Raw genomic sequence first — 26,373 nt, forward strand, 5'->3', positions numbered from 1 at the left:
ATGGATAATGAAGCTTTAATAGATTCCTTTTTAAATTTTAAATATGAAAAAAATATAGATAGAATGAGTCTGATGGCCATTTTAGAAGAATCTATTCGATGTGTTTTAAAAAAAAAATATGAATCATCGAAAAATTACGATATTATTGTCAATCCAGACCAAGGGGATTTAGAAATATGGAGAAATCGGATAGTAGTGGAAGATGGAAAAATAAAAAATATGAATAAAGAAATAGAACTTTCTGCAGCAAGAAAAATAGAACCTGATTTTGAAATAGGAGAAGAAGTAACAGAAAAGGTAGAATTACAATCTTTAGGACGAAGAGGCATTTTATCTCTAAGACAAAATTTACTCTCTAAAATTAACGAATATGATAACACAAATACTTATAAGAAATTTAAAAATAAAATAGGAGAAATTATTAATGTTGAAGTCTATCATATTTTACCGAAACAAATCATCATGAGGGATGATGAACAAAATGAAATGGTGTTACCAAAACAAGAACAAATTCCAAGTGATTTTTTCAGAAAAGGAGATCCAGTTAGAGCTTTAATTAAAAGAGTAGATTGGAAAGATAATCGACCCTTTGCTATACTCACTAGAAAAGATGAATCTTTTTTAGAAGAACTTTTTAAATTAGAAATCCCAGAGGTTTCTGATGGTTTAATTACAGTAAAAAAAGTAGCACGTATTCCAGGAGAAAAAGCAAAAGTAGCTGTGGAATCTTATGATGATCGCATAGATCCAGTTGGAGCTTGTGTCGGAATGAAAGGATCTAGAATTCATCCTATTGTGAGAGAGTTGAAAAATGAAAATATTGACGTTATCAATTATACCTCTAATATACAGCTATATATTACACGATCTTTAAGTCCTGCTAAAATCTCTATGATGGAAGTAAATGAAGAATATAAATATGTTAATGTATATGTCAAAATTGAAGAAATATCAAAGGCAATCGGAAAAGGAGGTCAAAATATAAAATTAGCTAGTCAATTAACAGGGTATAAAATTCATATATTTAGAGATTTTCCCTATGAAGATGATGTAGAATTAACAGAATTTTCTGATGAAATTGAATCAGAAGTTTTAGAAAGATTTCATAAAGTAGGTTTAAATACTGCAAAATCTGTTTTAAATTATGGAAAAAATGATTTAAAAAAACGTACTAATCTCGAAGAAAAGATTATAAATAAAGTATTTACTATATTGAGAAAAGAATTTGAAGAAGAATTCAACACAAATACATAATTTTATAATATCTTTATTTCTTTTCTTATTATATTTTGATATGACTGATAAAATCAGATTAAAAACAGTACTCACCAAATTTAATATTTCCTTACAAAGAGTAATTAGTTTTTTAAAAAAAAAAGGAATAGAAATAGAAAATAATCCTAACGCAAAAATAGAAGAACAAGTGTATAAATCTCTTGTTAGAGAATTTCAAACTTATAAGGAAATACGAGATGCGTCTGAAAAAGTTTTTTTGCAAAAAAGAATGGAAAAAGACAAAATAAAAAAGGAATTATTAAAATCAAAACATATTCAGAGTTATCAAATTATACGTGCAAAATCAGAAAACCTAATTAAATTCAAAAAAATAGGGAAAATAGATATTGATACATTAGATAAAAGATATGCGAATAAAGAAGAAAAAAAAAATAACTTATATCAAGAAAAAAAAATAGAAAATCAATTAAAAAATAACAATAAACCTGAGCATATTGATACTATTTATCAGAAATTAGATGGAGTTATGCTAACGGGAGATAGAATAGATTTATCTCAATTTGAAAAAAGAAGAACAAAATCAGAAATCAAAAAAAAACGAAAAAGAATTAAAAAAGAAATTTTTTTTGAAGATGTTTCTACAGAAAAAAAACAAAATAAAGAGAAAAAATCTTCCTTCAAAAAATTTTCTCATGTAAATGAAAGAAAGATAGATAAAAATAAATCTAAAAATAAAAGAAATACACAAAAATCGGTAATTACTGATGAACAAATAAAAAAACAAATTAAAGAAACTTTAGAAAAATTATCTTCTAAAGGAATCAAGTCAAAAGCTTCGAAAATTAGAAAAGAGAAACGTCAGTCTAAAAAGGAAAAAAAGCTTATACAAAATCAAATAGAAATAAAAAAAGAAGAAAAAGTTCTTAAGTTAGCTGAATTTACCACTGTCAATGAATTGGCTTCTATGATGAAAGTTAATGCTACTGATGTAATTGTTTCTTGCATGTCTTTGGGGATAATGGTTACTATGAATCAGAGATTAGATGCAGAAATATTAACTTTAGTTGCAGATGAATTTGGATTCAATGTCAAATTTATTGGAATGGATTTAGAAGAAGCAGTTCAAGATGATAAAGATTTAGAAGAAAATTTAAAACCTAGACCTCCTATTATCACTGTTATGGGACATGTTGACCATGGGAAAACATCTTTACTAGATTATATAAGAAATACTAATGTGATTGCAGGCGAAGCAGGTGGGATTACTCAACATATAGCAGCTTATAGCGTCGAATGTTCCAATCGTCAAAGTATTACTTTTTTAGATACACCTGGTCATGAAGCTTTTACTGCTATGCGAGCAAGAGGGGCACAAATAACAGATATAGCAATTATAGTTATAGCAGCGGATGATCAGATCATGCCGCAAACTAAAGAAGCTATTAGTCATGCTCAAGCAGCTAGTGTTCCTATTATTTTTGTTTTTAATAAAATGGATAAATCTAATGCAAATTCGGATAAAATTAGAGAACAATTAGCTCATTTAAATTTTTTAGTAAAAGAATGGGGGGGAAAGTATCCAACTCAGGAAATATCTGCAAAATTAGGAACTGGAATAGATAAACTATTGGAAATAGTTATTTTAGTTTCTAAATCATTGGATTTAAAAGCTAATCCAGATAAACCTGGAATAGGAACTGTAATTGAAGCTTCTTTGGATAAGGGAAGAGGATACATTACAACTTTACTTATACAAGGAGGAACATTAAAAGTAGGAGATTATGTTTTAGCAGGAAGTCATCATGGAAAAGTAAAAAATATTTTAGATGAACGAGGAAAATCAATTTTATCAGCAGGACCATCAAAACCTATTACCATTTTAGGGTTAAATGGAGCTCCTACAGCTGGAGATAAATTTAAGGTATTTAAAGATGAAAAAGAAGCTAAACAACTTGCTTCTAGAAGAGAACAATTGCAAAGAGAACAAAATATACGAGCTCAAAAACATCTTACATTGGATGAAATCGGAAGACGAATAGCATTAGGCGATTTTAAAGAACTCAAAATTATTATTAAAGGAGATGTGGATGGATCAGTAGAAGCTATTGCTGATGCTATTCAGAAATTATCTACAAATACTATTATGATCAATATTATTTATAAAGGTGTAGGTCAGATTACAGAATCTGATGTTTTGTTAGCAAGTGCTTCAGATGCTATTATTATAGGGTTTAATGTTCGTCCTAATATTGGAGCTAGAAATATAGCAAAAAAAGAAAATATAGAAATACGTACTTATTCAGTTATATATGACGTTACTAATGATATTCAGGAAGCAATGGATGGAATGTTATCTCCTGAAATAAGAGAAAAAATATTAGGAAATGCTGAAATTAGAGAGATTTTTAAAATTCCAAAAATAGGAATCATAGCAGGATGTATGGTCATAGAAGGAAAATTATTACGTCAAGCAAAAGTAAGACTAATTAGAGAAGGGATTGTTATTCATAATAATGGAGAATTTACTTCTCTTAAACGTTTTAAAGAAGATGCAAAAGAAGTTTCAAAAGGGTATGAATGTGGATTAGGAATAAAAAATTATTATAATCTTAAACCTGGAGATCTTATAGAAGTTTATGAAGAATTATCTGAATAAAACAAAAAATCATGTACAGAACACATAATTGTGGAGAATTAGGTTTAAAAGATATTGGTATAGAAGTAATATTGTCTGGATGGATTCAAAAAATAAGAAATTTAGGATCTTTATTATTCATAGACATTAGAGATTATTTTGGCATCACACAATTAATTATTTCTAAAAAATTAATGAAAGAAAATACCTTTCTAGGTAAAGAATTTTTAATTAAAATAAAAGGAAAAGTAGTCAAAAGATTATCTAAAAATTACAACATTCCTACAGGTGAAATAGAAATTTTAGTATCACATATAGATTTGTTAAATCCATCACTATCAACTCCATTTACTATAGAAAATGAAACAGATGGAAATGAAGAAATTAGAATGATTTATCGATATCTTGATATTAGAAGAAATATTATGAAGAAAAATTTGATGATTCGTCATAATTTAACTATGGAAATTCGTAATTTTCTTTCTGATAATGGATTTTTAGAAATAGAAACTCCTATGTTGATAAATTATACTCCAGAAGGAGCTAGAAGTTTTGTAGTTCCTTCCAGAATACATCCTAATCAATTTTATGCATTAGCACAATCTCCACAATTATTTAAACAATTATTGATGATTGGAGGAATAGACAAATATTTTCAAATCGTCAAATGTTTTAGGGATGAAGATTCTCGTTCTGATAGACAAATTGAGTTTACACAAATAGATTGTGAAATGTCTTTTGTGGAAGTATATGATGTATTAAAATTTTTTGAGTATTTCATAAAACATATATTTAAAAAAATTAGAAACATTAAATTAGATTCTTTTCCTTCTATTTCTTATTCTGATGCTATTAAAATGTATGGAACAGATACCCCTGACATTCGTTTTGATATGTCTTTTTTGGAGTTTAATAATTTAGTTAAAACCAAAAATATTAATTTTTTAAAAACACAAGAATTAGTGATAGGAATTCAAATTAAAAAATGCTATAACATTCATGATAATGATAAAATGAATTCTTTTTTAAAAACAACAAAAAACAAGAATTTTTTCTGGATAAAATACTCATATAATAAAACTTTATTTTTTTCTAAAAAAAATTTTTTAAATAAGGAGATTATAAAAATTTTTGTTCAACATTTTAAAGCTAGTCCCGGTGATTTATTATTTTTTTCTTATGGTGAAAAAAAAGAAACTCGAGAAAAACTTGGAAAAATACGACTTAAAATAGCAGATTTGTTGAATCTAAACAATTCTAAAATTTTTAAACCTTTATGGATAAAAGACTTACCACTTTTAGAATGGGAAGATAAATCCAATAAATATAAATCTGTACATCATCCTTTCACCAGTCCAAAAGAAGAAGATATTCATTTTTTGAAAAAAAATCCAAAAAATGTTCGTTCTCAATCTTATGATTTAATTATAAATGGAATAGAAATAGGAAGTGGATCGATACGTATTCATAACAAAAATATACAAAATTTAATTTTTAAACATTTAGGATTATCTCAAAAAGAAATAGAATCTAAATTTGGTTTTTTTCTAAAAGCTTTTGAATATGGAGTCCCTCCTCATGGAGGAATAGCTTTCGGATTAGACAGACTAGTGAATCTTTTAGAAGGAAATAAAAATATAAAAAATTTCATTGCTTTTCCAAAAAATAATTATGGAAAAGATATGATGACAAATGCTCCATACTTTTTAGAAAAAGAAAAATTGAAAGAATTACACTTACGTTAAATGATTCTTATATCGCAAACAAGATTGTTTGTATACAGAAATAGCCTCCTCTTGATCTTTCCAATTTCCTATTTTTACTTTTTTGTTTTCTAAGTCTTTATAAACTAAAAAAAAATGTTCTATTTCTTTTTTTGTATGTAATGCGATTTCATCAATATTATTTATAATATTATAATTAGGATCTGCAACGGGAACACAAATAATCTTTTCATCTTCTCCTTTTTCATCTATCATAAAAAAAATTCCTATAGGTTTCACTTCTATCAAACAACCTGGAATTGTAGGTTCTGTTAAAAAAACTAATACATCTAATGGATCTCCATCTAGAGAAAGAGTTTTTGGAATAAAACCATAATCCGTTGGATAACTCATAGGAGAGTACAATACTCGATCTAATCGAATTAGATTATTTTTTTTATCAAATTCATATTTATTTCTACTTCCTTTAGGAATTTCAATGAGTGCATCAAAGCTAATTTTCATAATTTTAATTTTGTGTTGTGATATTACAATTAAATTTTTCTAAATACAAAGCGACTTTTTTAACGAAACATCCACCTAAAACCCCATCTATAACACGATGATCATAGGAATGAGATAAATAAATTTTATGTCTTATTCCTATTAAATCTCCTTTTGGAGTTTCTATTATAGATAATTTTTTCTGAATGAAACCTATTGCCATAATTGCAACTTGTGGTTGATGTATAATTGGTGTACCAAAAAAATTTCCAAAACTACCTATATTACTAATAGTATAAGTCCCACCTTGAGTTTCTTCAGGTTTTAATTGATTAGATTTCGCTCTTTTTATTAAATCATTAATAATTTTTATTAATCCTACTAAATTATAAGAATCTGCATTTTTTATAACAGGAACAATTAAATTCCCATTGGGTAAAGCAGTCGCTAATCCTATATGGATATTTCTTTTTTTTATTATACTTGTTCCATTTACAGAAATATTGATCATAGGAAAATCTTTTATAGCTTTTACCACACATTCTACAAAAACTGACATTAAAGTCAATTTTTCTCCTGTATTTTTTTGAAAGGTCTCTTTTATTTTATCTCTCCATTTGACTATATTAGTCACATCCGCTTCAACAAAAGAAGTAACATGTGCAGAAATATTTTTACTTCTCATCATATGTTCTGCAGTAATTTTACGCATTCTATCCATTTCAATTATTTCTTCTTCATTTTTATCATTGTTTATATCAATAATCCTATTAGGAATATTATTTTTTTTAATACGAATATATTTTAATATATCTTTTTTAGTAATACGTCCTTTTTCTCCAGTTCCTTCTATTGTTTCCAATTCATAAAAACTGATTCCTTCCTTTTTAGCAATAGTACGGACAAGAGGAGAATAAAAACGTTTTTTGTTTTTTTCTATTGGTAAATCATCAAAAGATAAATTTTCTTCTGTTTCTAAAATAGCAATAAAACTCCCCACTTTAGCAACTTCATTAGGCGAAAATAATTTCTTTTTTAATATACCGTTTACAGGGGAAGATATTTCAGAATTGACTTTATCGGTAGCTATCTCTACCAAAAGATCTTCTTTCTTTATAGAATCTCCCTCTTCTTTTAACCAACGAATGATAGTAGCCTCAGCTATACTTTCACCCATGGCTGGAAGGGTCAAATTATACTCGGACATCTAGATTAATCGTTTTATATTTGCAGATACTAATCAGATTTCACAATCTAAAAATATAAAATTTATAACTTATAAAATCAAAAATAATAAATTCATTTTAAAAAATGAAAATTCTTTCTTTAAATCAAATTAGAAAAGCAGATCAATATTGTATTGATTCCGAATCAATATCTTCCATTCAGTTGATGGAAAGAGCCGCTAAAAATTGTTTTAATTGGATTATTCGTCATAAATATTTTCAAGTTAAAAAAATTCCATTTATAGTATTAGTAGGAAATGGAAATAATGGAGGAGATGGACTCTTTTTGTCTGAGATGTTACGTTCATATGGAGCAACAGTTTCTGTATATATAGTTAACATTTCTAATCATTTTTCAAATGAATTTTTCATAAAAAAAAATCAAATATTACAGCATAAAATAAATTATCAAAAAATTAATGAAAATGAAGAATTCCCTATTCTAAATGAAAAAAGTTATCTTATCGATGCTATTTTTGGAATAGGATTCAATCGTCCTATTAATAATAAATATTGGAAATCTTTTTTTCACTATATAAATAAAAAAAAATTTAAATCAGTTATATCAATAGATATTCCATCTGGACTTTTTATTGAAAAAGATAATGAAAATTTTGAAGAAATAATCAAGGCTACTCATACTTTAACTTTCCAAATTCCAAAATTACCTTTATTACTACCAAATTATGAAGATTATATTGGAAAATGGTATTTAATAAATATCGGATGGAAAGATGATTTCATTCAAAAAATACAAACTGATAATTTTTACATAGATAATATGTGTATTCATGCTATATATAAAAAAAAGAGAAGAAAAAAATTTTCACATAAAGGAAATTATGGTCATGGAATAATTGTAGGAGGAAGTTTTGGCATGATAGGATCTGTTATACTTTCCGCAATTGCTAGCTTTCGTACTGGAATAGGAAAATTAAGTATATATGTACCTAATTGCGGATATGAAATGATTCAAAATACACTTCCAGAAGCTATTGTAAATACAGATAAGAACAAACATTGGATTAGTAATATTGATTTAGATCTTGATAATGAGAATATCAATGCAATAGGAATAGGTATGGGAATTGGATTTCATCCTAAAACTAGGTATGCTGTAGAATCTCTTTTATTAAAATTAAAAAATAAAAAAATACCTATGGTAATTGATGCAGACGCCATAAATATATTATCTCATAAATTAGAATTATTAGATATCCTTCCAGAAGGAACAATTCTGACTCCACATCCAAAAGAATTTCAAAGATTATTATGTATATCATGGAAAAATGATTATGAAAAATTATTTTTTTTAAAAAAAATGTCTATAAAATATAAAATTTTCATAGTATTAAAAGGAGCACATTCCGTTATTTCAACACCTATCGGTCATCTATATTTTAATAGTACAGGAAATGCAGGAATGTCAACAGCTGGAAGTGGAGATGTGCTTACTGGTATGATCATGAGTTTATTATCTCAAGGTTATTCTTCAAAAGAATCATGTATAATGGGTGTTTATTTACATGGATTAGCAGGAGATATTGCATCAAAAAAATTAAGTCAAGAAGCTATCATTGCTAATGATATTGTTAATCATATAGGAAAAGCTTATCTTCAAATTAAAATTTGGAATTGATTCGTTTTCATTTTTTTTGAATGAAACAAGTAATTTCCAATATTATATATAATTGTGTATAATATAATCATGATTGTTGTAAAAAAACAAATTTTCGAAATCCAATCCCCATATTTAATATAAAAAGTTTCCTTTTTATTGAGATATATTTTTTGGTATAAAAAACCTTCTTTATCATAAGGTAAAGAGGTTACAATTTCTCCTTTTTCATTAATAAAACAAGAAATCCCTGTATTTGCAGATCGAGCTATATATTTTCGATTTTCAATTGCTCTAATACGGGCATAATACAGATGTTGTTTGTGTCCTTGTGATAAACCCCACCATCCATCATTAGTAATAATAACTATTAATTCCACATTTTGTTTTTTAAAAAAATTAGAAACATATTCTCCAAAAACAGATTCATAACAAATAATAGGAGCTATTTTAATTCCTAAATGAGGATATTGAAAAACAGAAGGAGAACTTTCTTTTCCAAGTTCCATGACAGTTCCTCCAAAATTAAGTAATATATTTCCTAATATAGGTGAAAAAATTTTTTTATAAGGAAAAGTTTCTACTGCTGGAACCAATTTAGATTTATGATGAAGTTCGATATTTTGATTAGCTCCTATTTTAATTACTGAATTAAAAATATCTATCCATTGTATACTTTTTGTTTTCTTTGAAAAAATAGGAATGGAAGTTTTACTTCTATTTTTATGATAGAAAGTGAGTAATTCTACTCCTGTTATAAATACTGTATTTGGAGATTTACTTTTTAAATAATTCTGAAATTCAGAAATAATTTTATTTTGATTTATATTTTTTATTGGTATTTTATTTCCTTTCCCTGGAAAGGTAGTTTCAGGAGCTATAATAATCATAGATTCTTTAGATATTTTTTTATCTATTAATCTTTTTAATTTTGAAATTAATTCATCTGTAGAAATAGAATATTTCTTACGGTATGGATCAATATTAGGCTGCAGAATTAATATATTTGCAGGACGGTCATAATCTTCTTTATATTTTATATATATAAAATTTGATATAAAAATCATGACAAAAATTATTCCTATATTAAAAAATATTTTTTTGTATAAGGATATAATATTCTTATCCTTTTCATATTGTAAAATGGATTCCGTAAATCCAATATTCACTATCCATATCCATATGGATCCTCCTAAAATTCCAGTATATTCATACCATTGAATCCATTCCGTACGATTAGCAAAACCGTTTCCTAAATTTAGCCATGGCCAAGATAGTTCCCACTCAAAATGCATTTTTTCGAATGAAATCCACAAGCAAACTAAAAATACATACCCTATTCTTTTTTCTTTGACATGTTTCTTAATCCATGAATAAAAAGAAAAAATAATTGACATAAATAAAGCATTAAGTAACACAGGACTTAAATAAGCTTCTATAGCGAAACTACCATTAGTTCTTTTTGCATAAGACAACCAATATGTAGAAATGGCATTCCATGTTAAAAAAGTGATAAAAGAAAATAATAAAATTTTAAAAAAAGAATGATTCGAATAATTTTCTATATACAATAGAGGAACAAAAGCGATAAATAAATACATGGGAGAACCTTCAGTAGGCCATCCAAATCCTAGAAACATTCCAGATAATACACTATATATAAAAAACTCAATTTTTCTTATTTTTTATAAAATTATAATATGGAGCTGGCGGGATTCGAACCCGCGTCCAAACAAGTAGTATAAAAGATTTCTACATATTTATCCAAAAAATATTTTTCATTTTCATTCAAGTTTTGGATCTTGAAAAAAAATTTAAGATTCAAAATATAATTTCAGAAAACTTAAGAATCATCTATTTTCTTATCCTTAATTTTTAGTACCTCTAAATCAGCAATTATAAGGAAAAAATTACTGAGAGATATTTTGCTTCTGCATTTTTTGCAGACTCAGCTATAATGATTTATCATTAAGCAGCAAAAGCGTATTCTTTTTCGCCATTTGTATATTTTGTAACGCTTGATTTTCGTGTAATACCTTACGTGACACGATATGCTTTCCTTTATTACTTAGTCTTGCTGTCAAATCCAAAATCAGCCCCTCATAACAATTAATTTTTATTTTCTATTTTCTTTAGAACAAAATTAAATCAAACTAGTTTGATCTGATGCATCTATTCTAACAAAGATAAATAATAAAACAGTAAAAGACCAAAAAGAAGATCCTCCATAACTAAAAAAAGGTAAAACAATTCCTATTGTAGGAAAAAGACCCATAACCATACCTAAATTAATAATCAGATGAATAAAAAGAATACTACCAACTGAATATCCAAAAATTCTTCCAAATACATCTTTTTGTCTCTCAGATAAAAAATAAATACGACTAATAAATAATAAATAAAATATTATCAAAATAATACTTCCTACGAACCCCCATTCTTCTCCTACTGTACAAAAAATATAATCAGTATGTTGTTCAGGAACAAATTTTCCTTTTGTTACAGTTCCTTTTTGATATCCTTTTCCAAAAAATTTTCCAGAACCAATAGCCGTTTTAGAATATAATAAATTATATCCTACATTATCTCTATATTTTCTATCAAATTCATTTTTAAATAAAATATTGATTCTATCTTTATGATGTTGTTTTAAAAATTTTTGAAAGAGAAATGGAGATAAAATAGAACAAACTGAAAAACTAACAAATAAAAATATATAAAAGAATAAATCAATCAATGATATTTTTTTCTTAAAAAAAAAGAGAAGAATAAAAATTATGAATAAAAATAAAACTATAATCCAAGGAGACAAATTTAATGAAACAACAAATAAAAAAATAAAAAATAAAAAATAAAATATAAAAGATATAGATAATCCTTCTCTATACAGAGTCAGAAGAAAAGAAGAAAAAACTATAGAAGAACCAGGATCAGGTTGTAAAAATATTAAAAAAGCAGGTAACACTAATATAATAGATATATATAGAAGTGTTTTTTTATTATTCTCTATATTATTCTCTTGACTCATAATATGAGCTATGATTAAAGATGTTGATATTTTAGCCAATTCAGATGGTTGGAAACTAATAGGTCCAAAAACATACCAAGATTTTGATCCATTTATATTTTTTCCGAAAAAAAATACTCCAATCAGAAGAAATAACGTAAATATGAATAAAAATGGAGTTATATGTTTATAATGAATAGGTTGAAATAAAAAAATAAAAAATATGAAAATAAAGCTCAATAAAATCCATATTAATTGTTTTTCTGCTTTCTCTGGAGAAACAGAATATAAATTGATGCATCCAAAAAAAATTATAATGATATAAAAAATTACAACGATCCAATCTATATTTTTAAGCAATATTTTATTTCTTTTTGTCAATATAATTTTTTATGTAAAAGTCATTTAATTTTTTCATTCTTGCTATAGAATTATATGTTTTTTGAAGTCCTGAAGTCATGATTTTTTTTTCAAGATTTTTTCTATTCACATGATTTTTAATATATTTTTCCGCAACAAGACTAGCGATAGGGCCAGCCCAACGAGAACCAAATCCTCCATTTTCTATCACAACAGAAATAGCAATTTTAGGATCCTCTACTGGAGCGAATAATATAAAAATTGAATGATCTGGTAAAGAAATCATTTTGTGATTGACTTGAATAAAATTTTGAGCTGTTCCTGTTTTTCCGGCCATTCTAATATCAGATGATTTAAAATTTCTACCTGTTCCAATCATGAAAACTTTTTCCATTCCATTAATAATTAAATCAAAATGTTTTCTTTTAACTTTGGTTTGTTTAGCTGTAGTATAATTTGGATTAGATATAGTTTGATGATTAATTCGTTTTACTATATGTGGAGTATAAAAAAATCCACGATTCGCTATAGCACAAACCATATTAGCTAACTGTATAGGAGTTACATTAATTTCACCTTGTCCAATACTATTAGAAATAATTGTTATGGCATTCCATTTTTTTTTCCCATATTTTTTATTATAATAATCACCAGATGGAATAATCCCTTTTTCTCCCGTCGCTAAATCGTTATATAAGTAATTTCCAAAACCAAAACTTTTAACAATATCACTCCATTCATTAACTCCTTTTGTCAAATTTTTAGGATATTTTTCAATAACACGTTTATAAACTTGTGCGAAATAATTATTGCAAGAAACAGCAACAGCTGTTTCTATTCCTATAGGTAATCCATGAATTCCAGAATGACAATGGATTCTTTTTTTTCCATATTTAAATCCCTTATAACATATAAAAGTAGTATTAGTGTTTACTACTCCCATTTGAAGTCCTGCTAATTCAGTAATTAATTTAAATGGAGAAGCTGGAGGATAACGAGCTTGTGTTGTTCTATCAAATAAAGGATTATCTATTGTATTTTTTATCAATTTTTTAAATTCTTTAGATCGATTGATTCCTACAAATAAATTAGGATTATTAATCGGACTAGATACCAATGATAAAATTTCTCCATTTTTAGGATTTATGGCTACAATTCCTCCCTTTTTTTGATACATTAATTGTTCTGCATAATTTTGTAAATTCAAATCTATAGTTAAAGAAATATCATCTCCACTTATAGCTTTAATATTATTTTTACTATTATTATAACTTCCTATAATACATCCTTTTCTATCTCTTAACCAATATTTTATTCCTTTTTTTCCTCTTAAAATTTTTTCATAAGATTTTTCTACTCCAGCCCAACCAATAAAATCTCCCATTTGATAATAACTAGATTCTTTTTTTATATCTTTTTGAGTCACTTCCCCTATATATCCTAAAATATTAGCTGAACTTTCTATTTTATAATCTCTTAAAGAACGTTTTGTCCAATCAAAACCTTTGTATTTATAAAGTTTTTCTTGTATAGTAGCGAATTTTTCTTTTGAAATAAAAGGTAAAAAAACAGAAGGTAAATATTTAGAATAGGCTTTTGCTTTATCTAAATTTTTAAAGAAAATATTTTTATCAATTCCTACAAGATTACAAAATTCTATAATATCAAAATGTTCATCTATAAGAATAGGAATAACTATTAATTCATAAATAGATTTATTGAAAACCAATAAATTTTCATTTCTATCGAAAATAGATCCTCTTTCAGGAATAATGATTTCTTGTTTAATAGAGGTATTAAAAGCATTCAGAATATACTTTTCTGTATAGATTTGTATATAAAACAGTCTGATTATCAAAATCAGACCCACAGAACTTAATAAAATATAAAATTTATATAATTTTTTCAATGTTTAATTTTTCTGAAAAAAAAATATATAATGCATAAAATAGTTGTAAAAATACTGCTAAATATTGTTCTAAATAAAATAATTTGGTTGAAATTAGTTTCCTTCAATATTTTTAATATTAATAAAGAAAAATGATGTGTAATGACTAATGAAAATATATAAAGTGTTTTCCTAATAAAAGACAATTCATGAATTGAAAAATTATTCTTATTTACAAAATTTTTTCCATCAAAAAATTGTAAAAATTTCAGTCTTAAAAAAGCAGATAAAGTAGAAGAAAAAGCATGAATCCCTCCAGTATTCATACAATGATCAAAGATCCATCCTATCAAAAACGATAAAAACAAAAATATAAATTGATTTGAATTATATGGATATACTAATATAAAAAGAATATATATATAAGAATGAATGCCTGAAACCAAACAATTTATTATTGACATTTGAATTAAAAAAAGAATCAAAATGTAAAATATAAAAATCATAAAGTCTTTAATGAAATTCATTATTTATTTTCAACTTTATAAAGTTGAACGTCATCCCATTCTTTTTTAAACAAACTTTTTACAACATAAGCATTTTCTATTGTTGAAAAATTGGCCATGAGTTTTACTTTTATAACATAATTGGCATGTTCTTCATCTAGTTTATAAGAATGGACTTTTCCAATTGTAATTCCTTCAGGAAAGGTAGCTGATTTTCCATCCGTTTCTACAATATCTCCTTTATGTATACTAGAATATCTTGGAATATCATATAAAACGACATATTCATGATCCAGTCCATCCCAACTTAAAGTTCCAAAATATTTATTTCTTTTTAATCTTGCATTAACTTTAATTTTTGGATTTAAAATAGAAATTGCAATACTAAAATGTGGTGAAGTTTTTATAATAATTCCTGCAATTCCATTGGGTAATATAATTCCCATATCTGGTTTGATTTTATCTATACTGCCTTTATTAATCGTGATATAGTTAGCTTGTTCATGAATACTATTATTTATGATTTGTACTGGAGTAAAAGTATATTGTTGTAAATAATGAACATCGTTTATTTGAATATCCTTAGATATTTTCTTTATTTTAGAAGATATTTGATTATTATGTAATCTTTTATTTTCATTTAAAAGTTTCTGATTTTCAATTTTTAGTGAAAAATAACTACGTAAGTTATAAATGTTTTCATAAATTTTTCCAATCATGAAATTTGAAGAACCAGCATAAATATATTGATGAAATTTTGAATCTGAAAAAGAAAGGAAAATAGCAGTGGATTCCAATAATAAAAAAAAGATCAGTAAACGCCATTTAAAAAAAAAACTAAAAAATTCACGCATAAAATTCAACCCTATTTCATTAGAAATGTAAACTTATCAATGTTTTTTAACGCAACACCTGTTCCTTTTACTACTGCTCTCAAAGGATCCTCCACTAAAGAAACAGTAAGACCTGTTTTATTTGAAATTCTTTTATCTAAACCTCTTAAAAGAGAACCTCCTCCTGCCATATATATTCCCGTTTTATAAATATCTGCGGCAAGTTCTGGTGGAGTTCGAGAAAGAGTTTCCATAACTGCATCTTCAATTCGTAATATTGATTTATCTAAAGCTGGTATTGTTTCTTTATAAGAAATGTTCATTTCTTTAGGTTTTCCTGTGGGCAAATCTCTCCCTTGTACATGAATATCTTCTGGAGGATTTTCTATGGATTCCATAGCAGCTCCTATGTCTATTTTTATTTTTTCGGCAGTTCGTTCTCCAATATACAGATTGTATTTAGAACGTAAAAAATAGGCTATATCATTAGTAAATACATCTCCAGCTATTTTGATAGATTTCTGACAGACTATTCCACCTAAAGCTATAACCCCGCATTCTGTAGTTCCGCCTCCTATATCTATAATCAGATTTCCTTCTGGTTTTGTGACAGAGATACCTGAACCAATAGCCGCCGCCATAGGTTCTTCAATTAAATAAACTTCTTTAGCATTTAGATGTTGTGCAGAATCTTTAACTGCTCTTTTTTCTACTTCCGTTATTCCTGATGGAATGCAAATAACCATTGTTAAAGATGGAGTAAAAAATTTGTTATTTACTCCTGGAACTTTTTTAATAAATTCTTTAATCATTAATTCTGCTACTTGATAATCTGCAATTACCCCATCTTTTAATGGTTTATATATTTTTATATTTTCATGTGTTTTCCCTTGCATTTGTTTAGCTTCTTCCCCTACTGCTAACACTTTTTTAGTCCTTACATCTATAGCTATTATTGAAGGTAAATCAACTATAACTTTATTATTATGCATAATCAATGTATTTGCTGTTCCTAAATCTATAGCTATTTCTTGAGTAAAAAGATTCTTCATAAAATCTACTACTAATCCCATTAAATTAATTAATAATATTATATAAAAATACAGTTTTTCAGTATATTAAATATGTTATAATAATTTTTTCTTTTGAAAGAACATGATGTATTCTTGTTACAAGGAAGTAACAAAGAAAATAAAAAAATATATTTAGATAAATCTTTAATTTTAATATCTAAAAAAATCGGTGAAGTTATTAAAACTTCATCGATTTTCGAAAGTGAGGCATGGAATATGAAAAATTCTCCTGTTTTTTATAACAGAGTTTTGCATATCAAAACAAATTATTCTCCTATTGATATTTTAAAAAAAATTTTAAAAATAGAATTTATAATAGGGAGAAAAAAAAATTTTTTCGAAAAAAAAAAAAAAGAATATCAAAACAGAGAAATAGATATAGATATTTTGTTTTATGATGATATCATTATACATAGTTCCATTTTGACAATTCCACATCCATTGTTACATTTAAGAAGATTTGTTTTAGAACCTATGTGTGAAATTGATCAGAATAAAAATCATCCAATATTTCATCTAACTATATTAGAAATGTTAGGATTATGCATAGATAAATTACATGTAAAAAAAATTTTGTAATGAATTTTACGAAATAAAAAATCAAAAACTTGCAAAAAATTAGAATTTTTTTTTATATCATATTACTTATTTCTTATACTTCTACTTCCATTTTTTACGGAAATGAAAAAAAAGAAAACGATAAAAAAAACGATTTATCTTTTTTAAAAGATATTATAAAATACAGATCAAATATACAAGAACATGATATTAAAGAAGGAAAATCATATTTAGAAGGACAAGCTTCAATAGAATATAAAAATTCAAAAATTGAAGCTGATTATATCGAATTTAATTGGAAAAATGGTGATTTATATGCAAAATCAAACGAAAAATCGGTTTTTTTAAGAACCGAAAATCGAGAATTTTTTTTTAGTAAAATTCATTTTAATTTAAATAATGAAATAGGAGAAGCAAAAGATTTATATGTAAAAGAAAAAAATCATATTATAATTGCTCATGATATAATTAAAAGAAAAAATGATTTTTTGATGAAAAAAATTACATACATATCAGATCCTTTTTTTTTAAAAAAAAAAGATGATTTTCCTGATTTTTATTTAAAAACAAATTATTTGAAATATTCTTTTTTAAAAAAATCCATTTTTTCTGGACCAATTTTATTCTATTGGTATGGAGTACCAATGCCTATTTTTTTACCTTTTTTATATATACCTTCGAAATCAAAACAACCATCTTATGGTATTATATATCCAAAATTCGGTATTCAAAATAAAAGAATATACATGGAAGATTTTGGTTTATTTTTTCCGATTTCTAATTTTTTAAATTTTAGCATCACAACATCAATATATAATATTGAAAAATGGAAAATTCAAACAAGCATAAAATATAAATTCAAACATGTTGATCATGGATTGATTAATTATAATTTTTATAATCAAAAAGAAAAAGATTTTCTATTTCAGTGGGAACATAATTCAGATTTCAAATCTGATTCCGAAATAAATTTTCATGCAAATGTTAATTATGATAATCTTTTTCATAAAGATGCAATTTTTTCTTATATCAACATAAGAAAAAAATTTTCTAACTATTTATGGTTTATCGATTTTTATATGATTCAAAATCATGAAAAAAAGGAAATTCAATTTATTATTCCAGAATTCATTTTGCATACATATAATATATTGTTAAATAAAAAATACTTTGTAAATCGAATAAATTTTGAAAATAGATTTGATTTTCAAAATTTGACAAATTTTTGTAAAACTAAGGATTTTTATCCTAAATTGAATCATGATATGAGTGTCACTGCTTATTTTCCTTTTTTTGACCCTTATTTAAGAATTTCCTCTAAAATTTTATATGAGGATTTTTACATGTGGAATTTTCCATATTTTGATTTTTCTAGTTTTCAAAAAATAAATTTATCAACAAATGTAGTATCGATTCCATTCCATAAAATTTGGAAAATAAAAAATACTATGTTATTAAAACATCAAATAAAACCGATTTTATTTTTTCATATGATATACTATCCTCCTATTTTTTATAACGTAAAAAATCATTTTGAAAAAAGAATAAATTTTATTTTAAATAATGATTGGATAATAAAAAATTCATGGAATCATTATAAAAAAGTAGAAATTTTAAAAGAAATCAATACCTCATTTATGATTAACGATAGTTTAATTAAATGGGAAAATTTCCATATCATGGGTAATATAGATCTGATAAAAAATTTTAAAGCAAAATATAAATCAGGAATAAATTTTGAAAAAAATAAGACAACATATTTTGATTTTTATCTTTCTTCTAAGCATGAAATCAATTTGATTCCTGTAAAAGATAAATTTCAAAAAAAGGGAAAAAATCGTTATGATTACTTTTTTTTTGATCAAAAAAATTATGCAAAATATCCAATTCCAATCAATTTAAAAATTGATTTTCATCTTAATTACAAAAAAAATTTGTTCAAAAAACAACAATTATTTAATACTTTTTTAAATTTGAATGGATCTGTAAATATCACAAAATATTGGAAAATCAATTTTAATACAGATTATGATGTATTAAAAAATAAAATAATATTAGCAAATATTATTTTTAATAGAGATTTGAGAAGTTTCGAAATGAGTTTGAATTGGATCAAAAATCGTTCATGGTCTTTTTTTATAGGATTAAAAGATCCTAATTTTAGAAATATTATACAATATAATGAGAAAAACTAATTAATCATGATAACAAAAAAATTTTCAATAGAGAAAATTCCATCTTATGGACCGTATAATACATGTGTGATTGCTGGAGACTTTTTATTCATTTCAGGTCAAATAGCAAAAAATATGGATACTCAAAAAATGGATATAGAAATGGAAACAAAAAAAGTAATGGAAAATATCGAAATAATTCTTTCAAAGAATAAAATAGGATTTCAAAATGTTATAAAGACTTCCGTTTTTATAAAGGAGATGAGTTTTTTGCCTAAAATCAATAATGTGTATCAAAAATTTTTTCATGGAAATTATCCAGCTAGAGAAACTATACAAGTTTCCGGTCTTCCTAATAATGCAAATATTGAAATATCTTTAATAGCATGTAAAAATTAATTATTCATATTATAAATTGTGAAATATGTATTTATAATTTTTTTTATTTTTGAAACGTTTTCATTTTCATTTTCTAATGAAAGAAAAACACCTGTAAAAATACAAATCATTCATTCTGACATTATACAAAATTATGACCATAATTCAAATTTTTTTTTAATAGGAAATGTTCATTTAAAATATAAAAAATACCATCTTTTTTGTGATAAAATTACATATAACAAAAAAAATAATAAGTTTCATGGATATGGAAATGTAAGATTAGAATCTGAAAAAAATAAAATAATATCTAAAAATATAGTAGGAGATTTTTTTAATTTTCAATTATCAGGAAATGTAATTTTATATCAAGGAAAAATAAAATTAAAATCAAAAATAATAAATTATAATTTTGATAAAAAATTACTTCAAGCTGTTGATAATGTTGTTTTGTTTTTTGATAAAATCAAATTAACTACTAATTTATTAGAATATAATTTCCGATTACATTGTATTTCCTACAAAAAAAAAAGTATGATTCATTATGGAGATTATATTATATGCAGTAAAGAAGGTTTTTTTTATATTAAAAAAAATAAGATAGAATTAAAGCATAAAATTAAATTAATTAGCAAAAATTATACTGCATATGCAAACACATTAGAATATTTACTTAATAAAAATCAAATCAATTTTAATAATACGGTTGTCATAATGCAGAATACAAATTTTAATAATTTTCTTTATGCTAAAAAAGCACTATTTTTGTTTCAAAAAAAAATATTTTTATTTGAAAAATATGTAAGTATTCATTATAATGATCAAATTATAAAAGGAAAATACTTATTTTTTGATCAGAAAAAAAAATATGGATTTATAAGAAATATTCTTCTAGAAGATTTCAAGAAAAAATATTTTTTAATAAGTGGATATGGAAAATTTGATTTTCATTCTGGTTTTTTAATTTTAAAAGAAAATCCAATAATCATCAAAAAACTGAATAATAATTCAGTTTTTATTTATTCAAGTATTTTAAAAATAAATATTCATAAAAATTATACATATTCCATTCAATCTTTTTCTATGAAAATCTTTTTTGAATCTATTAATATCAAAGGAAAGTGTGATTTTTTCAATTATGAATCATCAAATGATTATATAAAATTAAATGGAAATCCTATATTTTTTTTTGGTAAAAATAAACAAATTACTGGAAAAAATATCTGTGTTCATTTAAAAAATGATTTTATTAAATATATCAAAATTGTTAAAAATGCTTTTTATATAGAAAAAATAAATTCAAAAGAATTTAATCAAATAGAAGGAGATATGATGACTATATTTTTTGATACAACAAATGTTTTGGAAAAAATAATGTTTCAAGGAAACATCCATGGTATTATTTTTATCAAATACGACAAAGAAATAAAAATGATTAATAGATTACGTTGTGATATTTTATCTATTTATTTAGATAAATTAAAAAAAATAAGAAAAATTTCTTGTGCCAAAGAAACATGTTCAGAATTAATTCCAATCAACAAAGAAACTCCTAACAAGATTTTTTATCTTCCTAAATTTTCTTGGAAAGAAAAATATAAACCAAAAAATGATAAAAAATCCTTTGTTGATCAAGAAATAGATAAATATAGAAAAGAAAACTTTTTAGAAAAAAAAGAAATTAAAGCTATGATAAGATAAAAGTAGAATCAAATTCTTATGAAAGAATTAAAAAAAGATTTTTTTCGATATCAAACTCAAATTAATCCATATCCCATGAGTATTATAGTAGATCGTGCTGAAGGTAGTTATATTTATGGAAAAGATGGTAAAAAATATTTAGATTTTGTATCAGGTATTTCCGTCAACATATTAGGACATGGAAACAAAAAAATCAAAGAATCTATAAAAAAACAAGTGGATAAATACTTACATGTTATGGTTTATGGAGAATTTATACAAGATCCTTGTGTAAGGCTTTGTAAAAAAATATCAGAAAATATTCCATATCCACTTAGTACTACTTATTTAGTTAATTCTGGAACAGAAGCTGTAGAGGGAGCTTTGAAATTAGCAAAATGTTATACAAGAAAAGAAGAAATAATATCTTGTAAATGGTCTTATCATGGAAGTACTCATGGTTCTATAAGTATCATGGGATATGAAGATTATAAAAGACCTTTCAGACCTTTATTACCATTAGTTAAATTTATTACGTTTAATGATATAGAAGAATTAATTAATACTATTACGGAAAAAACGGCTTGTGTTATTTTGGAAACTATTCAATGTTCTTCTGGTGTTATCTTACCTAATTGTTCTTTTTTAAAAGAGGTAAAAAAACAGTGCAATAAAAAAAATGCTTTAATGATTCTTGATGAAATCCAAACTGGATTTGGAAGAACAGGAAAACTTTTTGCATTTGAACATTATGATATTATTCCTGATATATTAGTAATGGGAAAAGGAATGGGAGGAGGCATGCCTATTAGTGGATTTGTATCATCTCAAGAAATAATGAAAACTTTTATTCCTTTAGGACATTTAACCACTTTTGGAGGAAATGCTGTTTCCGCTTCTGCTTCTTTAGCTACTTTAGATCAATTAATCAATTCCAATATAATGGAACAAGTATTAGTAAAAGAAAAGTGTATTAGAAAATATTTAGTTCATAATGAAATTCAAAATATTCATGGAAAAGGTCTTTTTTTATCTTTTGAATTAAAAAATAAAGATATAGTAGAAAAAGTTTTACAAAATTGTATAAAACAAGGATTAATATTATTTCCTTTTTTATTTCATAGAAATTTTTTACGCATATCCCCTCCATTAACTATAACAAAAGAAGAAATCCAAAAAGGATGTTCTATTATTATTGAAAGTTTAAATAGACTTTAAAAAAATAATGTAATTGAGATTTTTTATTGAATTAGCTTACAATGGTAAGTATTTTTTTGGATGGCAAATTCAAAGAAAAGTAATCACAGTAGAAGAAAAACTAGAATATTGTTTATCAAAATTATTAAAAACGTCTATAAATGTTATAGGGGCTAGTAGAACGGATACAGGTGTCCATGCTAAACAAATGTTTGCTCATTTTGATTATGAAAAAATAATTAAAAATGATTTTGTAAACCGGTTAAATATTTTCTTACCTAAATCTATTAAAGTATTCAATATTTTTCCAGTCAAAAAAAATATTCATGCAAGATTTGATGCTATTAAACGAACATACAAATATTATTTGACGCGTGAAAAAAATATCTTCTATGAAGATTTTTCTTGGTACTGTTTCTATCCACTAAATATTAAAAAAATGAATACAGCTTCAAAAAAACTCTTAAAATATAAAGATTTTAGTTCTTTTTGTAAAAAAAAAAGAACTAATGAAAAAGAAAATAATATATGTGAAATTTATCACGCTTCTTGGTCTGAAAAAAAAAATGTTTTATGTTTTACTATTGAAGCTAATCGATTTTTAAGATCGATGGTTAGAGCTATTGTTGGTTCACTTGTTGATGTGGGAAGAAATAAAATTAATATAGATGAATTTGTAAAAATTATAGAATTAAAAAATTCTAATTTTTGCAAATTGATAGTTCCTGCATGTGGTTTATTTTTAACAAAAATTCTCTATCCAGAAGATATTTTTTTATGAAAGAAAATTTGAATAAAAAAAAATACTCCTTAATACAACTTGTTATAATTAGTTTAGATTATAAACTGATATTAATATCAACAATTATAACTTCCATATTAATTTCCTTCATTTCAGCTTATCGTCCTAAATTAATACAAAAAGCTATAGATATTCATATTCTTTATAAAGATTTTTTAGGATTGAAAAATCTATTAATATTAATAGTTTTCCTTCTTTTTTTAGAAAGTATATTTCATTTTATTCTATTGTATTTATCTAATATATTAGCACAAAATGTAATAAAAAAAATCAGAATTCTTTTATTTGAAAAATTATTACATTTTAATAATTCTTTTTTTAATAAAACTCCAATAGGAAAATTAGTATCCTATTCTGTGTCAGATATAGAAACTATAACAGTCATATTTAATGATGGAATTTTGTTAGTTTTTGGAGATTTTTTGAGAATTATTATGATTATCATTATGATGTATACAGTTCATAAAAAACTCTTTTTTATAGTTTTTTTAACTATTCCTTTGATGTATATTGTCACTCGTTTTTTTCAAAAAACATTGAAAAAAACGTTTTATGAAGAACGTGTTCAAACTTCACGTTTAAATAGTTTTTTACAAGAAAATATTATAGGAATGTCTATCATTCAACTTTTTCATAAAGAAAAAAAAGAATATTTAAAATTCAAATCTATTAATAGTAAGTTAATGAATGCTCATTTTAAAACTATTTTTTATTTTTCTATTTTTTTTCCCATAGTAGAAATCATTTCCGCAGTCACAATAAGTATTATTATATTTTATGGAGGATTTCATGCAATTGAAGTAGAAAATGTTAAACCTGGTCAAATTATTGCTTTTATTTTCTTTATTTATCTCCTTTTTCGTCCTATGCGGCAAATGGCTGATAGATTTAACATTATACAGAGAGGAATAGTTGGAATAGAGCGTATATTTTCCATACTAAATTCTGAAGAATTTGTTATTAATAAAGGAAATTTACGTTTAAAAAAATTAAGGGGACATATTGTATTTAATAATGTTTATTTTTCTTATATAAACAATGAAATGGTATTGAATGGAGTTTCTTTTGAAATTAGACCAGGAGAAAAAGTTGCAATAGTAGGATCAACAGGGTCTGGAAAATCTACGATCACTCATTTGATTTCTAGGTTATACGAAATAAAAAAAGGAAGTATTTGGATTGATGGACATTCTATTCAAGATGTAGAATTAAAAAGTTTAAGATCTCATATCAGAGTAGTTACACAAGATACTTTTTTATTTAATGATTCTATTATCAATAATATTACTTTAGGAGATCCATCTATTAGCATGAATCAAATAGAAAATATGGCAAGAAAAATAGGAATACATAATTTTATTACATCTTTACCTAATGGATATAAATTCATAGTCAAAGAAAGAGGAAGTTTATTATCTCTTGGAGAAAAACAATTAATTTCTTTCTTACGAGTTCAAATGCATCCTTATTCTATCCTGATATTAGATGAAGCAACTACCTCATTAAATAATGAATTGGAAAAAATGGTTTATCATGCTACAGATCTTTTAACAAAGCATAAAACTTCAATTATCATCACTCATCGTCTTTCCACATTAGAAAATTCCGATAAAATATTAGCTATTGATAAAGGATATATTGTGGAAAAAGGAACACATCAAGAATTAATTCAATTGAATGGATATTATGCTGGATTATACCAAAAATCTTTTCAAAAAAAAATTAACAATTGATTTTCATATAATAAGTTTTTTTTAATATTTCATTTGACCAATTTTGTATTTTATCTTTTTTCTTTACATTTTTTACAAATTTTTTTAATAAATTATAATTTTCTTCCAAAGAAATAGGTTTAGGAGGTTTTTCATCTAAAAGTTGACAAATTATAAATATTTCTTTTCCATTTATAGTTTCTTTATAAAGATTAGTAATTTTTCCTTTTTTTATAAAAAGTAATGCTTTTTTCATATTTTCTGAAAGTTGGTTTTCATCAAACCAAATTTGATGTTTGATAATAACATCTCCTATTTTATTTTTTTTTAAAAAATCTAAAGTTTGAGTTTGATTTAGATTAATTCTTTGATTAACAATTTTTTTTCTAAATAATTCTGCAAACGATTTTATTTTATTTATTTCATATTTAGGTTTAATTAAAATATGTCTAAAATCAGCCTTATTTTTTATTTTTTTTTCCAATTTTATAATATGAAGTCCTAAATCTGTTTCAAAAGGTTCAGATATTTCACCTTCTTTTAAGTAAGAAATTAAATCTGAAAATTTTTTTGAAAGATGATCGATTTGTATTCCTTTGACAAGTCCCCCCTTGAATGCTGAATCATCGTCTTCAGAAAATAAAATAGCTTTTATAGCAAAATCAGCATCAGAATGTATTTCTTTTTTGATTTGATTTAAAAAATCAATTGTTTTTCTTTTATGAATTTCACTTAATTTAGGATAAAAAATTACGTAAGAAATACATACTTTTCTGGATGTATAAGGTGCATGTTTTTTCATAAAATATTTTATCTCTTTTGGAGAAACATCTATATCATCCGTTATTTTATTATAGTATTTTTCTATATACTGTTGGTTTTTTATTTTTTCATTTAACTCTTTTAAAAAATTTTTATTTTCAAGTTGTATTAAAAATTCTTCTTGATTTATATATTTTTTTCTAGCTTTTGATAAAAATTCTTGAATTTTCATTTGTAATTCTTGATCAGTAATTTGTATACTCTTATCTTTTTTTGCATAAAAAAGTATTAACTTTTGAATTATAATATCATTTAAAACATTATTGTGACAAAATGATTTGTTTTTATCAATACTTTGAATTTCAGAATCTAAAATGATATCATTTCCAATTATTGCAGAAATTCCACTTAATTTATCTAAACCATTTAATTTATCTAAACCATAAGAAAATGAAGAAATACAAAAAAACATTATAAAAAAATAAATCAAGTTTTTCATCTCATTTTTTTTAATTATTATT

General features: G+C 24.4%; 20 protein-coding genes and 1 other RNA gene. 11 read left to right on the forward strand and 10 right to left on the reverse strand.

All coding sequences use genetic code 11. The features are described from left to right. The 3 genes from nusA to aspS are packed head-to-tail and all read left to right on the forward strand — an operon-like array spanning nt 1 to nt 5,616. Nucleotides 1-1,254: a transcription termination factor NusA gene (gene nusA, locus H0H55_RS00005; RefSeq protein WP_185861273.1), complete on the forward strand. Its 1,254-nt coding sequence runs from the start codon at nt 1-3 to the stop codon at nt 1,252-1,254. Nucleotides 1,255-1,294: 40 nt separating this feature from the next. Continuing rightward, complete coding sequence (gene infB, locus H0H55_RS00010) at nt 1,295-3,892, forward strand: translation initiation factor IF-2 (protein ID WP_185861274.1); 2,598 nt, start codon at nt 1,295-1,297, stop codon at nt 3,890-3,892. A gap of 11 nt (nt 3,893-3,903) precedes the next feature. Beyond that, nucleotides 3,904-5,616, forward strand: coding sequence for an aspartate--tRNA ligase (gene aspS / locus H0H55_RS00015; protein WP_185861275.1), 1,713 nt, complete (start codon nt 3,904-3,906; stop codon nt 5,614-5,616). Here aspS and H0H55_RS00020 read toward each other — a convergent pair. Continuing rightward, a complete protein-coding gene (locus H0H55_RS00020) occupies nt 5,608-6,099 on the reverse strand; it encodes an inorganic diphosphatase (RefSeq protein ID WP_185861276.1) in 492 nt (163 codons plus the stop codon). The genes aspS and H0H55_RS00020 overlap by 9 nt on opposite strands. 4 nt (nt 6,100-6,103) lie before the next feature. Then, nucleotides 6,104-7,285, reverse strand: coding sequence for a dihydrolipoamide acetyltransferase family protein (locus H0H55_RS00025; RefSeq protein ID WP_185861277.1), 1,182 nt, complete (start codon nt 7,283-7,285; stop codon nt 6,104-6,106). Between the two features lie 104 nt (nt 7,286-7,389). Between H0H55_RS00025 and H0H55_RS00030 the strand changes: the two genes are divergently transcribed. Further along, a complete protein-coding gene (locus tag H0H55_RS00030) occupies nt 7,390-8,943 on the forward strand; it encodes an NAD(P)H-hydrate dehydratase (RefSeq protein WP_185861278.1) in 1,554 nt (517 codons plus the stop codon). On the opposite strand, the gene lnt is transcribed toward H0H55_RS00030, so the two are convergent. From lnt to H0H55_RS00065, 7 genes are all read right to left on the reverse strand, one after another. Beyond that, the gene (gene lnt, locus H0H55_RS00035) at nt 8,922-10,562 is read right to left on the reverse strand and encodes an apolipoprotein N-acyltransferase (protein ID WP_185861279.1); all 1,641 of its coding nucleotides are present in this window, start codon (nt 10,560-10,562) and stop codon (nt 8,922-8,924) included. The genes H0H55_RS00030 and lnt overlap by 22 nt on opposite strands. A 58-nt stretch (nt 10,563-10,620) precedes the next feature. Beyond that, nucleotides 10,621-11,022, reverse strand: a transfer-messenger RNA (tmRNA) gene (gene ssrA / locus H0H55_RS00040). A gap of 43 nt (nt 11,023-11,065) precedes the next feature. Then, nucleotides 11,066-12,310 (reverse strand): rod shape-determining protein RodA, encoded by a 1,245-nt coding sequence (gene rodA, locus H0H55_RS00045; protein ID WP_185861280.1) that lies wholly within the window; start codon nt 12,308-12,310, stop codon nt 11,066-11,068. Further along, on the reverse strand, nt 12,294-14,198 hold the full coding sequence (gene mrdA, locus H0H55_RS00050; RefSeq protein WP_185861281.1) for a penicillin-binding protein 2: 1,905 nt from the start codon (nt 14,196-14,198) through the stop codon (nt 12,294-12,296). Before mrdA ends, rodA begins: the two co-directional genes overlap by 17 nt. Further along, a complete protein-coding gene (locus H0H55_RS00055; protein WP_238784162.1) occupies nt 14,195-14,641 on the reverse strand; it encodes a hypothetical protein in 447 nt (148 codons plus the stop codon). Before H0H55_RS00055 ends, mrdA begins: the two co-directional genes overlap by 4 nt. A gap of 62 nt (nt 14,642-14,703) precedes the next feature. Beyond that, nucleotides 14,704-15,537 carry a rod shape-determining protein MreC gene (gene mreC, locus H0H55_RS00060; RefSeq protein ID WP_185861283.1) on the reverse strand — a complete coding sequence of 278 codons (834 nt, stop codon included), beginning with the start codon at nt 15,535-15,537 and terminating at the stop codon, nt 14,704-14,706. Between the two features lie 11 nt (nt 15,538-15,548). Next, on the reverse strand, nt 15,549-16,589 hold the full coding sequence (locus tag H0H55_RS00065; RefSeq protein WP_185861284.1) for a rod shape-determining protein: 1,041 nt from the start codon (nt 16,587-16,589) through the stop codon (nt 15,549-15,551). A 72-nt stretch (nt 16,590-16,661) separates the two neighbouring features. Here H0H55_RS00065 and folK point away from each other — a divergent pair, with 72 nt between their 5' ends. The 7 genes from folK to H0H55_RS00100 are packed head-to-tail and all read left to right on the forward strand — an operon-like array spanning nt 16,662 to nt 25,111. Beyond that, nucleotides 16,662-17,168, forward strand: a complete 507-nt coding sequence (gene folK / locus H0H55_RS00070; protein ID WP_185861285.1) for a 2-amino-4-hydroxy-6-hydroxymethyldihydropteridine diphosphokinase — start codon at nt 16,662-16,664, stop codon at nt 17,166-17,168. Between the two features lie 29 nt (nt 17,169-17,197). Then, the gene (locus tag H0H55_RS00075) at nt 17,198-19,342 is read left to right on the forward strand and encodes a putative LPS assembly protein LptD (protein ID WP_238784163.1); all 2,145 of its coding nucleotides are present in this window, start codon (nt 17,198-17,200) and stop codon (nt 19,340-19,342) included. Between the two features lie 6 nt (nt 19,343-19,348). Then, nucleotides 19,349-19,720, forward strand: a complete 372-nt coding sequence (locus H0H55_RS00080; RefSeq protein WP_185861286.1) for a RidA family protein — start codon at nt 19,349-19,351, stop codon at nt 19,718-19,720. A gap of 18 nt (nt 19,721-19,738) precedes the next feature. Next, nucleotides 19,739-21,400 (forward strand): OstA-like protein, encoded by a 1,662-nt coding sequence (locus H0H55_RS00085; protein WP_185861287.1) that lies wholly within the window; start codon nt 19,739-19,741, stop codon nt 21,398-21,400. Nucleotides 21,401-21,418: 18 nt separating this feature from the next. After that, the gene (locus H0H55_RS00090; protein ID WP_185861288.1) at nt 21,419-22,597 is read left to right on the forward strand and encodes an aspartate aminotransferase family protein; all 1,179 of its coding nucleotides are present in this window, start codon (nt 21,419-21,421) and stop codon (nt 22,595-22,597) included. A gap of 13 nt (nt 22,598-22,610) precedes the next feature. Beyond that, complete coding sequence (gene truA, locus H0H55_RS00095; RefSeq protein WP_185861289.1) at nt 22,611-23,357, forward strand: tRNA pseudouridine(38-40) synthase TruA; 747 nt, start codon at nt 22,611-22,613, stop codon at nt 23,355-23,357. Continuing rightward, the gene (locus tag H0H55_RS00100; protein ID WP_185861290.1) at nt 23,354-25,111 is read left to right on the forward strand and encodes an ABC transporter ATP-binding protein; all 1,758 of its coding nucleotides are present in this window, start codon (nt 23,354-23,356) and stop codon (nt 25,109-25,111) included. Before truA ends, H0H55_RS00100 begins: the two co-directional genes overlap by 4 nt. On the opposite strand, the gene H0H55_RS00105 is transcribed toward H0H55_RS00100, so the two are convergent. Continuing rightward, the gene (locus H0H55_RS00105) at nt 25,101-26,351 is read right to left on the reverse strand and encodes a peptidylprolyl isomerase (RefSeq protein ID WP_238784164.1); all 1,251 of its coding nucleotides are present in this window, start codon (nt 26,349-26,351) and stop codon (nt 25,101-25,103) included. The genes H0H55_RS00100 and H0H55_RS00105 overlap by 11 nt on opposite strands. Nucleotides 26,352-26,373: the final 22 nt, after the last annotated feature.

The organism is Blattabacterium cuenoti, assembly GCF_014251795.1.
Taxonomy (GTDB): Bacteria; Bacteroidota; Bacteroidia; order Flavobacteriales; family Blattabacteriaceae; genus Blattabacterium; species Blattabacterium cuenoti_AB.